14 protein-coding genes are annotated in these 16,250 nt (G+C 34.7%); 12 read left to right on the forward strand and 2 right to left on the reverse strand.

Annotated features, from left to right (window positions below; translation table 11 throughout):
- Positions 1 to 68: 68 nt before the first annotated feature.
- Both ACIQXW_RS01570 and ACIQXW_RS01575 read left to right on the forward strand, forming a co-directional pair.
- Complete coding sequence (locus tag ACIQXW_RS01570) at positions 69 to 1,430, forward strand: amino acid permease (RefSeq protein ID WP_401020214.1); 1,362 nt, start codon at positions 69 to 71, stop codon at positions 1,428 to 1,430.
- Between the two features lie 560 nt (positions 1,431 to 1,990).
- A complete protein-coding gene (locus ACIQXW_RS01575) occupies positions 1,991 to 3,397 on the forward strand; it encodes a YfcC family protein (protein WP_340825684.1) in 1,407 nt (468 codons plus the stop codon).
- 284 nt (positions 3,398 to 3,681) lie between these two features.
- On the opposite strand, the gene ACIQXW_RS01580 is transcribed toward ACIQXW_RS01575, so the two are convergent.
- Positions 3,682 to 4,110: a HEAT repeat domain-containing protein gene (locus ACIQXW_RS01580; protein ID WP_402759503.1), complete on the reverse strand. Its 429-nt coding sequence runs from the start codon at positions 4,108 to 4,110 to the stop codon at positions 3,682 to 3,684.
- Positions 4,111 to 4,755: 645 nt separating this feature from the next.
- Between ACIQXW_RS01580 and ACIQXW_RS01585 the strand changes: the two genes are divergently transcribed.
- From ACIQXW_RS01585 to ACIQXW_RS01610, 6 genes are all read left to right on the forward strand, one after another.
- Positions 4,756 to 5,532 carry a class I SAM-dependent methyltransferase gene (locus tag ACIQXW_RS01585; RefSeq protein WP_402759505.1) on the forward strand — a complete coding sequence of 259 codons (777 nt, stop codon included), beginning with the start codon at positions 4,756 to 4,758 and terminating at the stop codon, positions 5,530 to 5,532.
- Between the two features lie 302 nt (positions 5,533 to 5,834).
- Positions 5,835 to 6,296, forward strand: a complete 462-nt coding sequence (locus tag ACIQXW_RS01590) for a DUF2691 family protein (protein WP_402759507.1) — start codon at positions 5,835 to 5,837, stop codon at positions 6,294 to 6,296.
- 361 nt (positions 6,297 to 6,657) lie between these two features.
- Positions 6,658 to 7,620 carry a helix-turn-helix transcriptional regulator gene (locus ACIQXW_RS01595; protein WP_402759509.1) on the forward strand — a complete coding sequence of 321 codons (963 nt, stop codon included), beginning with the start codon at positions 6,658 to 6,660 and terminating at the stop codon, positions 7,618 to 7,620.
- A gap of 72 nt (positions 7,621 to 7,692) precedes the next feature.
- Positions 7,693 to 8,325, forward strand: a complete 633-nt coding sequence (locus ACIQXW_RS01600; RefSeq protein WP_402759511.1) for a type 1 glutamine amidotransferase family protein — start codon at positions 7,693 to 7,695, stop codon at positions 8,323 to 8,325.
- 420 nt (positions 8,326 to 8,745) lie between these two features.
- A complete protein-coding gene (locus ACIQXW_RS01605; RefSeq protein WP_402759513.1) occupies positions 8,746 to 10,260 on the forward strand; it encodes an SH3 domain-containing protein in 1,515 nt (504 codons plus the stop codon).
- Positions 10,261 to 10,783: 523 nt separating this feature from the next.
- Positions 10,784 to 11,359, forward strand: a complete 576-nt coding sequence (locus tag ACIQXW_RS01610) for a dihydrofolate reductase family protein (RefSeq protein WP_340825675.1) — start codon at positions 10,784 to 10,786, stop codon at positions 11,357 to 11,359.
- A gap of 467 nt (positions 11,360 to 11,826) precedes the next feature.
- Here the strand turns inward: ACIQXW_RS01610 and ACIQXW_RS01615 are convergent, their stop codons facing one another.
- Positions 11,827 to 12,147 (reverse strand): YflT domain-containing protein, encoded by a 321-nt coding sequence (locus ACIQXW_RS01615; protein ID WP_340825674.1) that lies wholly within the window; start codon positions 12,145 to 12,147, stop codon positions 11,827 to 11,829.
- Positions 12,148 to 12,515: 368 nt separating this feature from the next.
- Between ACIQXW_RS01615 and ACIQXW_RS01620 the strand changes: the two genes are divergently transcribed.
- The 4 genes from ACIQXW_RS01620 to ACIQXW_RS01635 form a co-directional block, all read left to right on the forward strand.
- On the forward strand, positions 12,516 to 12,851 hold the full coding sequence (locus ACIQXW_RS01620) for a hypothetical protein (protein WP_401020194.1): 336 nt from the start codon (positions 12,516 to 12,518) through the stop codon (positions 12,849 to 12,851).
- A gap of 310 nt (positions 12,852 to 13,161) precedes the next feature.
- Entirely contained in the window at positions 13,162 to 13,926 is a 765-nt protein-coding gene (locus tag ACIQXW_RS01625) for a hypothetical protein (RefSeq protein WP_402759515.1), read from the forward strand.
- Between the two features lie 331 nt (positions 13,927 to 14,257).
- A complete protein-coding gene (locus ACIQXW_RS01630) occupies positions 14,258 to 14,779 on the forward strand; it encodes a GNAT family N-acetyltransferase (protein ID WP_402759517.1) in 522 nt (173 codons plus the stop codon).
- A gap of 404 nt (positions 14,780 to 15,183) precedes the next feature.
- On the forward strand, positions 15,184 to 16,250 hold a 1,067-nt coding region (locus ACIQXW_RS01635), incomplete at its 3' end, for a chitobiase/beta-hexosaminidase C-terminal domain-containing protein (protein ID WP_402759519.1).

Raw genomic sequence — 16,250 nt, forward strand, 5'->3', positions numbered from 1 at the left:
CGTTTTTTTTTTTATTCCTTTTTTGAGCAAAGTATTTGAAAATCTAAACGTATTAGGAGTATGACATTATGAAAGACAATCATCAAGATTCACAGCTAAAGCGCGGATTAAGTACTCGTCACATGCAACTAATTGCATTGGGCGGATCCATTGGGGTCGGTTTATTTTATGGCTCTAGTTCAACAATTCAAATGGCTGGGCCGTCTATTTTACTAGCTTATTTAATTGGCGGATTAGTAATTTTCACAATTATGCGTGCATTAGGCGAAATGGCAGTAGAGGAACCTGTATCAGGCTCTTTCAGTACGTACGCGGATAAATATTTAGGACGCTTTGCTGGGTTTTTATCTGGTTGGACGTATTGGTTCATGTGGATTGTCGTTGGCATGGCTGAATTAACAGTAGTCGGTGTATACATTAACTACTGGTTCCCTGATATTCCACAATGGGTAACTGCCCTTGTAGTACTTTTTATTATGATGCTTGTAAACTTAGCAAATGTAAAAGCTTACGGAGAATTCGAATTCTGGTTTGCGATGATTAAAGTTGTTGCGATTATCGGTATGATTGTTCTAGGATTGGCCATTATTTTCTTCGGTGTCGGCAACCAAGGTGAAGCAATTGGCTTCGATAATTTATGGGCACACGGTGGCTTCATGCCAAATGGTTTCCATGGTATTTTAATGTCACTAGTATTAGTTATGTTCTCATTCGGTGGGGTTGAATTAGTTGGTATTTCTGCAGGAGAAGCAAAAAATCCTAGCAAGTCAATTCCTTCAGCTATTAACAACATCGTTTGGCGTATTTTAATTTTTTACATTGGTGCATTAGGCATTATGATGGTTATTTATCCTTGGAACGAAGTTGGTTCAGAAGGAAGCCCGTTCGTTCAAATTTTCGATTACGTCGGTATCCCTGCTGCGGCTCACATTATTAACTTTGTTGTAATCACAGCAGCAATGTCTGCATTTAATAGTGGTTTATACGGTTCAGGACGTATGCTACACAACTTATCGGTACAAAAAAATGCTCCAAAATATTTTAAAACAGTAAGTAAAAACGGTAGTCCACGTAGAGGGATTTTATTTTCTTCAGCGGTGTTATTAATTGCGGTTGTTTTAAATTACGTAGTACCTGAAAAAGTGTTCATCTATATTTCTGCCGTTGCGACTGTTGCAGTCATTACAAGTTGGATGATTATTTTATTAGCACAATTGAAATTTAGAAAGTCAAAAACGAAAGAGGAAGTAGCCGAACTGAAATTTAAAATTCCGCTGTATCCACTTTCTACGTATATTGCCATTGCATTCTTACTAATGGTTATTGTGTTAATGGCATTTATTCCAGATATGCGTGTTGCCCTATATGTCGCGCCAGTTTGGTTTTTAATCTTATTCGTTGGATACAAAGTAATACATGTTAAAAAGTAGTTAAATCATTTCATTTAACTGATACTTCTTCAACGAAGACATATGTTAAAAAGTCCCTATGGTTAACTCAAATGGTTACACATATCTCAAGAAAGTTATTTTTATATAATAGTAAACATTAATAACATTCCCAAATGAAAGATTGGAATGAAACCGAGATCCAAGAAATGCTGTTAAATCATCATTTCTTGGATTTTTCTTTAAATATTGTCTACACAACTTTTATGTAAATATATCAACATCGCGATGACATAGACACATTAACCATTCAAATATTGAAAGGTTTTCTGGAGAGGAATTAGCTCTTTATGAGTATCTAATGAACGCATTATTAATTTGTTTAAACGAGCATGACATTTTTTTGTTAGCAGGTAGAAGTATCCTATCTCTCATCAAGGTCGTTGAAGAAAGCTTTATTAGGCAACTACCAATTTATTTTTGAAATGAGGGAAAATTAAGACTTTACAAAGAATTTTAACTCCTGTATATTTATTTTTTATTAACGACATATTAACGACAAAGTTGTTATATGTCTAAATTTATAAAAGGAGCATGATGTAATGGAAAATGAACAGAGCGTAAAGAAGAGGAGTTGGCTCAAAGTCCCTCATACATATACCATTATTTTTGCTATTATTTTTTTAGCGGGTATTTTAAGCTATATTGTTCCAGCAGGTGAGTTTGATCGTGTAGAAGATGAGGAAGGGCGAATGCTCGTTGTAGATGGAAGCTATCATCATATTGAGAGTGATCCAGTTTCATTTTTTGAAATGTTTACAGCGATTCCAATGGGGCTTGAAAAAGGAGCTCAAATTATTTTCTACATTTTTTTAGTTAGTGGTGTATTTGGAATTATTCATAAAACAGGTGCCATTGAAGCTGGTGTCTATAAAGGGGTAAAAGCTTTAGAAGGCAGAGAAAAATTGCTTATTCCTTTATCGATGATTTTATTCTCTGTTGGTGGTTTTACAATGGGAATGGCGGAAGAAACAATAATTTTCGTACCAATTGGTGTGGCCATTGCACGCGCGATGGGCTTTGATGCTATAACAGGAACTGCCATGATCACACTTGGTGCTGCCAGTGGATTTTTTGGAGGAATGCTAAATCCCTTTACAGTAGGTGTTGCGCAATCATTAGCAGATGTACCATTATTCTCAGGGATTGGCTTCCGTGCAGTAGTCTATGTTTTTGTATTAGGCTTTGCTATTTTCTATGTATCTCGCTATGCTTTTAAGGTGAAAAAGAACCCTCAGGCAAGCGTTATTTATGATATTGAGCAAAAAGCTAAATCCAATGTATCAGTGATTGACATTCCTACATTAACTGGAAAGCATAAATTTGTATTTATTGTCATGGCTTGTGGAATTGGCTTTAATATTTATGGTGTCTTTAATTGGGGTTGGTTCTTAACACAGCTAACTGCATCCTTTTTAATTATGGGGTTAGTTGCAGGATTAATTGGTGGTTTAAAACCTGCCACTATCTTTGATTCCTTTATTGAGGGAGCTAAGGCTGTAACGTTTGGTGCTTTAATTGTAGGCTTTGCCCGTGCCATTACGGTTGTTTTAGAGCAAGGGAAAATTATTGATACGATTGTGTATGCAGCATCTGAAACAATTGGACATTTACCACATGCTATAAGCGCAATCGGCATGTTAATTATCCAAGCAATTTTAAATTTATTTATTTCATCAGGCAGTGGACAGGCAGCAGCAACAATGCCAATTATGATTCCAATTACTGATTTATTAGGATTAGAACGACAAGTAGCTGTTTTAGCCTTTCAATATGGCGATTCTCTAACAAACTCTATCATCCCAACTTCATCGGCATTAATGGCATATTTAGCTGTAGCAGGTATCCCATATGAAAAGTGGATTAAATTTATTTGGAAGATGATACTTGGTTGGGTAGTTATTGCTTGTCTGGCGTTAATTGTTGCGGTTGCCATAGGGATCACTTAAAACATGATGTGATCTGACCAAAAAAGTTAGACAAATAATTTAAGCAACTGCTAATATCTGAGTCCGGTATTGTATTGGACTCAGATTTTTTAATTTAGCTTACATACGTTTGTGATGATAGGAATGAATATAAGCATTTATCATTAAACAATAAAATAGATGATCAAAGAAATGAACTAATACAATTTAATTAGTTTCGATGAATAGCAGCATAAGATAAGAAAAAGCCATTCACTCCACAAGCGGAGAAAATGACTTTCCTTCATAAATCGCAAAACTACTGATTATAGCTTTGCCCAACGTTCCTCTAACCAGTTCATAAATTCTACACCTTTGTCGCCTTCATACGCATCAAAGACATCTAAACGCATACGTTTTAGTTTATCCGCAAATTCTGCCACTGTATGGTCCTTCGGCAAGCTCTTTTTCACCCGTAGGAAAATTTTATCTGTTCCTTTAATAATATCAAAACGTGCAGGTGATGGCTTCTCTACGTCCTCACCAAAAGCCACGAGTGCTTCATAGGCTGCTAATTGCACCTTGTTGACAGTATCATGCTCCATACGATTTTTTAATAAATCTATGATTTTGTCATGTTGATAAGCCGATAACATTTCGACTGCGTCTAAACGCTCTCGCCAGCTAGACGTATAATTGGCCTGTTTTTTTAATACTTCATACTGCTCAGGTAATGCTGTTTCAAACTGTTTCAAGTAATAGCACCTCTTTTTTTCACTAGAGGAAAAATAAATTCTTCTTCTGCTTCTCTTATTATACGTTGTCTTGGTGAAAATAGCGATGAATCGCTGGTAAGGATAAATAAATATATAAAATGGAAACTAACTACATTAAGGTGAACCGTATTATAAGTATGTACTATTCTTTATTAGTATAAGCGGTGAAAATTTAGAAATTGTTACGGACAGCGGTAGATATGTGAAATTAACAGAGCAAGATCAAGCGAATCTATATGAGATTTTAACAGGAGAACAATTAATAAAGTAATTACCTTTCTTGTCTATTATTCAACTAACGAGAGCTTTAGTTGAATAACGATTTTCAACAATCGGGCGCGATTCTGTAACAAGGATTAGCGCACGTTTTCATTAAAGGTCCAGATTGTTAAGAAATGTTCTTACATTCTTAATTGAGATTGAAGGATTATATTGGAAGAACAGATTTATTTTATTAAAGAATAGTTCTATTAGATAAACTTATGTATATTAATAATTATTTAAAAATTTACTTATGAAATTATTGATATACTATTGGTAATAGAAGGTAAAAACATGCGTTAAAGCCGAATGTAACTAAACATTCCTGTTGAAATAATCTAAAGTTGTCATGGGGGAGTTTAAATGGGTATTGATTTTCATAATGAGAAAAACCGTAATACTTATTCAACTCGAAAAGCAGATGATTCGTGGGTTAAGGTTATAAAGGATCTGGTACAGTTCGACAATATCTCTAAGGCGTTGGATATAGGGTGTGGTGGAGGTATTTATTCAAAGGCGATATCTGAAATGGGAGTAGCCTCTGTTACCGGAGTCGATTTTTCCGAAGAAATACTAAAAGGTGCAAGAGATAACTGTAGAGAATTTCAAAACATATCATTTAAGCAAGGTGATGCTCTTCATACAAGCTTAGAAAGCAACGATTACAATTTACTTCTTGAAAGAGCATTGATACATCATATAAATGATTTGCAAAAATGTTTTGAAGAGGCATATCGACTATTAAAGGACAAAGGAATTTATATTGTTCAAGACCGTACACCTGAAGATTGCTTATTAAAAGGTAATGATAGTCACATTAGGGGATATTTCTTTGAACTATTTCCACAATTAATTGAGAAAGAGACTAAACGCAGATACAATAGCCAATTTGTAATAAAAACACTTTCAGAGGTTGGGTTTAGAGAAATTCAAGAAGTACAGTTGTGGGAAACAAGAAAAGTGTATAAAAATAAAGAGCAATTACTAAAAGACTTGAGTGAGAGAACAGGAAGAAGTATTTTACACGAATTGGACGATAAAGAATTAAACTTATTAATTAATTATATAGATAAAGCAATTTCGACTGAAAATAATATTGTAGAAAGAGATAGATGGACCATTTGGAAAGCCGTAAAATAATTTGGTGGGATGATTAAATCAGTGGAAAAAGTACTTAAACGAACATGGCGTTAATCTAGTATGGATTAACGCTTTTATTATTGTTTTTAATAATGTAAATCAGCTCATAAAACTTAATCTATCTTCAACAATCAGGCGAGTTTAACATGGATCAGTGCTCGTTTTCATTAAAGGGCCATTTAGTGGAGGAAGAATCCTAAGAAAAATTGATTACTTATGGTAATGCTAGATTGGTTTTTGTGAAAGATTATACTTAAACTATAGGGGCAGGTTAATTAAAAAAAGAGAAATGGGGGTTACGAGTGAGAGGTATATCTTTTGAAATTCCCAACGCTTACGGGAAATATTTGTTAGAGATATTAGATGGCATCAATTTAAAAGGATTAACTTTGAAAATTGGTGGTGGAGAATCATATTTTATTGAAAATAATACATTAGGGGACCCACTATTTCCAAATATCAGCGTGTTAAATGAGGAAGGACTATATAAGCAAATTTCAAGAGAAGATTATTATCTTATATTTGTTGATTTAAAAGGATTTCCGAAAAAGTCAGATGTGAGAGAAATTGAAACCTATCAAGAATTTGTTGAAAGTGAATGTACATTTGTACTCCTATTGGTCGATTCCTCCTATGTAACAATCTATTCCAAGGACCAAGTAACCGTTAAGCATTTATTCTCTAAGGCAATAACTGCTGGTTACGAAAATATTGAGTACATTACAGATGAAAATGATACACGAACAACGTTGATTGCTTTTTAATACATAATTTAGGCATCGTTTGACCAGCAAATTGTGAAGTTATGTACTTAAACTAACGGGGTACATTACATTAGTTCAAGAAGTATTACGTATTTTTATGGCTAAGATCATATTTCAGTTATTCCATTAAAGGGCGCGATTCTGTAACAGGGATCAGCGCTCGATTTCATTAAAAGGCCAGATTGTGGAATAACGCAGTTGATGGGTTATACTAAAAATCAGAAATAGATTGTTAAATTTATACTTAAACGAAAAGGACAGAATAATCTAATTCAAGGAAATAAGTTAAATTTAAATGATAAACTAAAGTTTACTTATTACTATATGATAGATAATAAATTCTATATAGAGGTGGAATTTCATGCCTAAAATTGACAATATGTTAGCAATTCTATGGATGCTTCGTTCAGGTGAAAAAATTACTGCACAACAAATTTCAGAAAAGTTAGAGATGAATATAAGGACTGTGTATCGTTATATTGATACACTTTCAACAAGTGGCGTACCTATAATTTCAGAACCAGGACATAACGGTGGATACACTCTATTGAACAATTTTATTGAGGCTCCTCTATTTTTTGATTTTGAGGAGCAAACTTCACTTTATCATGCTGCTGTTTTTGCAGATGAAGCTGGATATTATGGTGGCGAAGCACTAAATAGTGCTATTTCAAAGCTAAGCAAATATTCAAATCAAGAGCAGAAAATAAAGATAAACCAACATTTGACCAGTCTTGAAGTAATAAGTCGATTAAGTTCTCAGCCTATGGATCCTTTCTTGAAGGAGTTGGAGCAGGCTGTAGCTGACGGAAACTCTTTAAAAATTCTTTACCATAAAAGTGGCGAGAATCAATCAAAGTATAGATGTATTGATCCTTACAGAATTATTTATTGGAATAATAAGTGGTATGTGATTGGGTTTTGTCATCTTAGGAATGAAATCCGTAGTTTTAGAGTAGATCGAATTGAAAGTCTAACGCTAACCGAAAATAAGTTTAACCGGCCAGAAAATTTTTCAGCACGTGACTTTTTTATGAAAAACCTCCTTCCAACTATAGAAGATACGGAAGTAATTATTCATTTGGTTATTAATGGGAATTCACTAACATTGGATGATATTTGCCAACATTGGTTTTTAGGACATTATTTACAAACACGGACTTCAAATCAAGCAGTTTTTCTTCTTGAAAAAGATATAATACATACATATGTACCTTATTTACTTTTACCGTACAATAAATCTATTAAAGTTATCGAGCCAATAAGTCTTAAGAAAAGAATTATTGAAGTTCTGACGGAATTAATAAATTTTCATCAAGTATGATAACTTCCCTGACGGTAACTGTCAGGGAAGTTATTTTATAATAGCTATATCAAATGTGATTGGAGTGTTTGGATGCAAACAAAAAAAGTTTTTCTATATGTCTTTAATACAATGTCGGACTGGGAATATGGATATTTAATTGCTGAACTAAACTCAGGAAGATATTTCAAAAAAGACTTACCACCTTTAAAAGTAATTACAGTAGGAGCTAATAAAGAAATTATTACTACTATGGGAGGACTGAGCATAAAACCAGATATTTCACTTGATGAATGTATTATTGAGAGTAAAGATCTTTTAATTTTACCAGGAGGGATTACTTGGAGTGAAGAAATTCATCAACCTATCTTGGAGAGAGTTGGCCAAGCTTTAAAGTTTGGCACTATTGTTGCTGCAATTTGTGGTGCAACTGAGGCCCTTGCAAATATGGGATACTTAGATTCTAGAAAACACACAAGCAGTGACTTAGAGTATATTAAAATGGTCTGTCCTAATTATAAAGGAGAAAAATATTATGAGATGAGACCTGCGGTATCTGGTGAGAATTTGATTACTGCATCAGGAGTAGCACCTCTAGAATTTACGATGGAAGTACTAAAAAAATTAGACGTCTTTGCACCCGACACATTACATTCATGGTATAACCTAAATAAGACTCATAAACCGGAGTACTTCTTTCAGTTAATGAATTCAATAAATAGCTGAGCTAAAAAATTACCTAAGCAGTTTCATATTAGTTCAAATAAAAATCATGCTTTAGACAATGTCAAAGTATGGTTTTTGTATATAATTTAAATATGTTTATGGAAGTAAAAAACTTATAAAGCACTCCCTCTTGTTGACTATTTTAAGGAACACGTTGCAGAACAAAATCGCTTGGCGTTTTGGTCAATATTTTAGGAAGCTTACCTATTTTACAAAAAAGTAAAAATCCAACAATTACTATTTATCACCTTTTCACCGAATTAAAATTAAACAATATATGTTAGAGCTATCATTTATCACTCAATCCTGTTAAATGAAAGAAACATTGATTAATACCCATATCCTAAATATTGGGTTTATGATAACATATATCTGAATCTTTTAACTATAAAAATATGAAAGGAAGTGTAATAATCACATATGAAAAAAATATTGAAACCATTGATTAGTGTTATTGCTATTGGTGCCATCTCGCTATCTATAAACATAGATAATAATGTATTAGCTAATAATATTGCAAATACATGTAAGTATGATTCGGCATCGAAAGTAAACCCTGATTATTCCACAATGAACTGTTTGTTAACCGAAACAGCACTGATTTATGATGTTCCTCCTGAAATTGTGAAGGCAATAGCGGAAGGTGAAAGTGGAAATTGGCGTCATTTTGATATGAATGGTGAAGCGATTGTGACAGCTGATAATGGAATTGGCATTATGCAAATTACAAATCAAGTCGGCTACAATCAAGATAGACTAAAAAGCGATATTGTCTATAATATACAAGCTGGTGTAGAGACTCTAGATGATATGTTTAAGCGAAAGGATTTACCTAGCATCAACGGTGGGGAAAGAGATGTACTGGAACATTGGTACTTCGCTATCATGGCTTATAACGGTACTAAGCCATTAAATAGTCCAATTGTTCAAGCAACTGGTGAAAGAAATACCAATGCCTATCAAGAAAGAATTCTCCGAATCATAAATAAATTGGAATTAATAGACTTAACAGAGCTACCTTTTTCACGTGAACAATTTCAATATGACTCTAACAGTAGGGAAAATATTAAATTTTCAACAATGAACTATGATTTTGATTTACCATTAACAAAATCTAAGTATCTTTTTGAAACAAATCAAAAAGTTAGTGCAATAACGAATGTAACATTTAGGACAAGACCTACTACGGATAGTCCTTCTTTGGGTACTTTACGTGAAGGTGAAATTGTTACCATTACGGGTCCTTTTGAATATGAAAAAGTATCAACGAAGAAAAACCATTTTGTTTGGTATCCTGTGAAAAGAAGTGACGGGACAGAGGGGTATGTTGCATCAAGTTATTTAAACTACTCAGCTTCAACACCAACGCCAACACCTCCAGTAACACCGCCAACAACGGGAAATGTTGATGTATCAAAGTTTGCTGATTACAATGCAAACCAATACTGGGCTGAGGATTTTAAGTGGGCAGTCAACATCGGTATCATTAGTGGATACCCAAACGTGAAAAACCCATCAACAGGTAAGTACGAAAACTTACTTAAACCGTACACTAACTTAACGGAAAATCAAATGTTATCTATCCTATTACGTTACTTCAAACCATCAGAACTAGCTTCAACGATAGCAATTACTTCATGGTATGGAGACGTAAACTACCAACTGGCTACAAAATACGCTCTACCAGTTTTAGGTGCAAACACAGCATCCAAACAAGCTATTGCAGGTAAGGATATCACACGGGGTAACTTCGCTCGTATCTTAGCTTCAATGCATTATGGTAAGACTGTATCTCAGTCAGAAGCTATTCAATTTCTTCGTGATAATGGTTTAACAACCACTAAAACAAATGAAGAGTTTAAACCAAATGATTCTCTAGCAAGAGCGCACACAGTGGCATTCTTCCACCGTTACGAACAAACATTCAATAACTAAATTGCTAATATAAGTGAAAAGGTGACTATAAAAGTCATCTTTTCTTTTTTTATGTTTAAAAAATCCTTTCTTGACACTCCTCGAACCTTTCATAACTAAATTCATTGACTCAGATTGCTTGATATCCTGGGACGTCTAAAGGTTCAGATAGAACAAGTTTGAACCAACTGAAAAGTGCTTCAAATACTTTTACAACAAGGGTTTGAGGCGTTTTTCTTTTTTGAGAAACCGTTAGAAAAGGATAGAAAATGAAAAGTTTCTACACATTTTCTACACAAAAAAGGTATTAATTAATCGTTTCGTGACTGTTATTGAACTAAACTGCAAAAAGGTTAAGTGTAACTATTTGCATACAATTAGCCGAGTGTTTTTTTATTATAGGGTCAAATTGTTAAATAAAGAAATTTTGCAATCTAGAAGAAATTATTGCTTGTTATGTGTGCTATACTTGATTCTGCACATAACATTAATGAAAACTGCAAAGTATAATGTGACATCCTTCATGAACAAAGGAGAACTGAAAATGAGAAAACTTGTTCTATTTCTGCACGCATCGCTTGACGGTTTTGTAGAAGGGCCAAACGGTGAAATGGACATTGGCTGGGTTTCCTACGATTCTGATTTGGAGAAACACGCGAAAGAAATTTTGAGTACTGCCGACACTGTCATTTGGGGACGTGGGACTTATCAAATGATGCATAGTTACTGGCCATCTGTGCCTTCGAACCCATCAGCTTCGCAGTACGAACGGAATCATGCCGAGTGGATCGAAAAGACAGCCAAAATCGTTTTTTCCACGACGCTGGAGAAGGTCGAATGGAACAATTCCAGACTGGTGAAAGAAGATGTCGAGGAAGAGATCAAGAACCTCAAACAGCAGCCAGGCAAGGATATGGTCATCTTAGGAAGTCCTAGATTAGCACACTACCTTATGCAGCTTGATTTAATTGATGAGTATAAGATTACGGTTTCTCCCGTCCTGGTCGGCAGCGGGTTGCCGTTATTCCAAGGTCTCAAGGAGAAAATCAATCTTAAACTTATCGAAAACAAGACATTTGATTCTGGAGCCATAGGTCTCGTTTACCAGACGGGTAGATGACCTTGTCACCTAAAATAGATTACGCTAACCGGAATACGTTAGCACAATAATAGCAGCGGCAGTCTAGGTCTTTCGTATTCCTAGTCCGTCACTGCTTTTTTTACGAGTCAGTTTAATTCAGTTTGTCGGGTGATCGACAAACTTTATTTTTTAAACGGACACCGACCCCTTTTTCTTATTTTTAAGTAACAGGGGAACAATGGAAATTGTAATGTATTATCTTGAAATCAAGTCTTCTATATAAGGGCTCGATACTGTAACAAGGATCAACGCTCGTTTTCATTAAAGGGCCATAATGTTTAAGAAGATGAAGATTTCCTCGAGCAGATCATTGACAATAAAGAAGGATGGGTTTTCGGTTTTTATACTGACTTGGTTGAAAGGCCATCTGGAATACAGAGTCCAAGCAATACGAGGAGACTTGTAAAATGAAAAACAAACCCGGGATTGGATTCCCGGGTTTGTTTTTACTTATTGGCAACTAAGACCAATTTACCTGTATCAAGTACCTCTTCGAATTGAGCAGCTTCCGATTTACTTAATCCGACAGAAGCTAACTTATTGCGGAGTTCATCTCCACGGGAATTCACCAGGTTCTTCATAGAAGTCAGGAACCCTTGCTCACTAATACCAGCTTCTTCTGTCCCCAGTGCTTCGTTAATATCATCTTCACGTTCTTCATAGTGCGCAAAGATGTAAATGTTATCTCGAAGATATCCTTGTGCTTCTAATTTCTCCACTTCTTGTTTCGCTTGTACTACGTTTTCTACTGTCAATTTGACTGTCATTATTTATCCCTCCAATATATGTTTACATTCAATCTATTCCACTAAATTGAATAAATAAAACATTTTTTTAGTTTTTAATTATGCTAAAGTGGCATTAACAATTAATGGAACTCGAAAACATTGTAAGTTGTTCTTCTATAATTGGGCACTATTCTATTTAGGGATTGTACTTTATTCAAGAATAGGGCGCGTTTCTGTAACAAGGATAAGTTTTTCACTAAAGGGCTAATTTATTGAGCAAACAAGCTTTTAAGCAATGGTACCAAACGATGATTTGGGTGTTTTTTCCTCAACTAACGAAGCGGTTTTGTTCAATAAGGAGTTGATTAACTCTTAGCAGGTATATATTTATAGATGGAGGTGTTCACTTGAAAAAGATATTGTTAGGCTTTGTTGTTATGGCAATGATTTTTTTATACATATATCAGTCGCATATTATGAGTACAGTAGAAGCGATATCTAGTGCAGAACGATACTTGCAAAAACCACCAGAGGAGTGGAGTAAGTCAATTTCTTATGTTGATTTAAATGAAATCCCGATAGAAAATATTAGAGCAACGCTCAATCAAAAGAGTGGGTTTTGGAATCAATTAACAAATAGAATGCAGTGGGAAGTAACAATAAAATATAATGGCATTGAGCCAACGATTGTGATGGATGCCTATACTGGGAGTTTTATTGATATATACGGACCCTTAAACTAAAGTTTTTACATTTTTAATTGTGCAACTAACGGGTCTTTAGTTCAATAACGATCTTCAACAATCGGGCGCGATTGTTGCATAGGTGTCTCTTTTTATTCACTTAACTGCCGATTAGTTGTATTTAAAGGACATAACATAATAGTCATATAAAATATGTTATGTCCTTTATGTTAGACTCCTGATTCAATAAACTAATAACAAAGCGCTCCTTATTAGGTGAGTACTTGGTCTTTTTGTTTATTCATCATATTAAGTTACTGGTATATAATACTAAGAAATTATGTTTGTAAAACTGAGAAGGAGGAGAATAATGAAAAAATTATTTATCGTGATACTAGCAGCATTTGTATTTTCAGTAGTAAATCCAACAAAATCAGAAGCGAAAGTGATGTATGATGGAGCAGAAGTTGTAAAAGGGCAAACAGGGAAAATGACCTTTAAAAAAGACATTAAGGTATACAAGAAAAATTCAGATGGTACGTTTGAATCTTTAGTGGTTAAGCGAAATAACTTCTTTAGAACGTATGATATTGAAAAATATGATAAAAAAATATTCTATCAAATGGGCCAATACCGCGTACAAGCAACGGATTTAGTAGTTTTCAAAGAAGTACCAATAGAAATTCGTTCATCTTTTTATAACAAACCAACTTATATTGTTATTACGCGCGATGGGATTAATGACGGCTTATATTACGGATCTCACTTTAAACTAGAAGGACCATGGGGTATTTATTTCAAGGATACAAATAATGGACAACTACTAAAGTATTGCGAAAGTGGTGATGGTAGTGAGGAATTTTGTTACGAGTATTCTGGTACAGACCTTAAAATCGCTGAGACAATATCAAGAGAAAGAGGTGTGCGTTATGAACTAACAAGAGATGAAGAGGGGAAAGGCGTTCCATTAAAAGAATCTAAAACTGAAAGAATTATGAAAAAGGGGAGTACTGTTTTTTCAAGGTATGATCAAGAAATTAATGGTTATATATATGTATCCGATGACTTAGAAGAAAGACTCGATAATGCTGTTTACCTTCCAATGAATTCACTAAAGCCAGTTGAAGATAAGTGATAGATTAGAAATTACATTATGCCCTCTTATTTATTTACTAAGGGGGCTATTTTTTTGGTTTGGACATACAGACAGGATGTTTGTCGATACTTTGGCTTAGCGGGGATGAATATTTAAAATGTATGATTATAAAATAGTTTGATCATTTGTATTAAAGTTTGATTAGTCGTTGAAAAATAATAAATGTATTTGTAAATTTGAGTTAATTTATTCAACAAACAGGCCAGATAATACGATAATAAAATTGGACGTGGAGATTGTGAAGAAAAGTCGAAGAAGGATACTATGAGAAAAAGGTTTTGTTGAATGAATGCAAGGGAGGAGAGCTAACTTGGAAATCACTACAGAAAGATTACTAATTAGACCATTTAAGATTACTGATTTACAGGATGTATTTACTATTTATAATAATGATGATACATGTAAGTTCCTATTACATAATAAGTGGACTCATGAAGATATGCAGACAAGATTTAATAAGAAGCTAGTGAACAGTGCACTGACGAAAGAATCAATGTTAAGTTTGGCAGTTATATACAAGACTAAAGTAGTTGGTGATCTATCTGTATGGTATACAGATATGAAAGATACGGTTGAGATTGGTTATAGTTTTTCAAATGAAGTAGCTGGGAAAGGTTTGGCTACTGAAGCAGTAAGTAATTTGGTCATTAAATTATTTAGTGAGTTTAATGTCCATCGTATACAAGCTAATCTTGATGCACGGAATACAGCTTCACAAAAATTATGTGAACGGATAGGCATGAGAAAGGAAGCCCATTTCATACAAGATTTTTGGAATAAAAATGAATGGACAGATAGTATGGTTTATGGAATGTTATCCTCTGATTTGTAGTAATAGGCTTAGATATTTTATTGTAGCTAACTTATAGGTGCATTTCTTGATGTTCTGAATAAAATATAGTTGCGACATTTGTATAAAGTCACACTGAAACACCCCTGTAGGTAATTTGGTCTAAAGGGGTGTTTTTATGTCAATAAAATAGGAGCATTCAAACAAAATAGGAGGAGTATGAACTATGAACTTCTTAGAAGATTAGGTTCGTAAGGGTACAACACTATAACCTATTTTTTACCGCAAACTAGCATGCTGGTTCCTAATTTGAAATGTTAATTGTCAAACCATTAACATTTGTCAGTATTACTATCTTTTAACTTAGCTTATTATGAAGTTATATGTAAGCAAATTGAGTGGAGATTGCTACTACAGAGGAAAAAAAGAGAATGGGAGAAGACTACATGAAAAAAATACCTAGCCTATTCCTAATAGTGTTACTCATTCATTTACAATGGGGAAATATAACAGTATATGGCGCTAGTGCAGTAAATAGTGAAGTAGATTTTGAAACGCAGACCAATAGTACAGGCGTAACCATTACAAAATACAAAGGAACAGCTAAAGATATTACCATACCTGATAAAATTAATAATCAAGCAGTGATGATACCAAAGGACGTGGGGTCATTCCAAAGGCTGGCAGTTGGAGCTTCAACCTCGTTGGATGTGAGATTAGAAGTTCCCTCCACATCGGTTTATGGCAGTAGTGTTCAGATTAATGCTTCTGTTAATGAGTTTGTTCCAGGAGCTGTCATTAAGTTATATGATGGTAATACTTTATTAGATTCTACGGAGATCTTAAGCAGCGAACCGATTATTAAGAACAGGTCTCAATATGATGCACCTGCTGTGGCGGGCGCAAACTTGATCTGTGCCACCTGCTCCAGCGGTTACACTACTGTGGACACGATTGAATGGAACGGCCTTACTTATTGGACCTTTTCGTATTCAGCCAATACTGAATACACAAAGCTTGTAGCGGTAGATTCAATGAATCGTATTGTTAAGGTGTGGGAAAATGTAGCGCCAGTTCGTTACGTGGGAGAAATGATACTGGAAGCGAACGGGACGATAACTCTCAAGGGTCAAGGAACTTCACCTAATAACTACCAACCCTATAATTTAAACCTTGATAACTATGCTTATTCGTCGACCTCTTTCGCAATTACGAATTTAGCACTAGGTGATCATCAATTGCGAATCGAGTACACAAGGGATGGAAACGCAATAGACGGTTCTTCCCTGACGACAGCCCATACGGTTGTATCACCGGCCAGTATGCCTACGGCGAATCCACCTAGTGGAGTCGTAACGTCCGGCACAACTGTAGAGTTATCGACTTCTACAGTGGGGGCAACAATCTATTACACAACAGATGGTAGTACGCCAACTAATGCTTCTATACCTTACACATCGCCAATTAGCGTAACGAACAATATGACAATCAAGGCAATCGCAGTCAAGGCAGG

The organism is Lysinibacillus sp. NPDC097162, from assembly GCF_044762185.1.
In the GTDB taxonomy this organism is placed as follows: domain Bacteria; phylum Bacillota; class Bacilli; order Bacillales_A; family Planococcaceae; genus Lysinibacillus.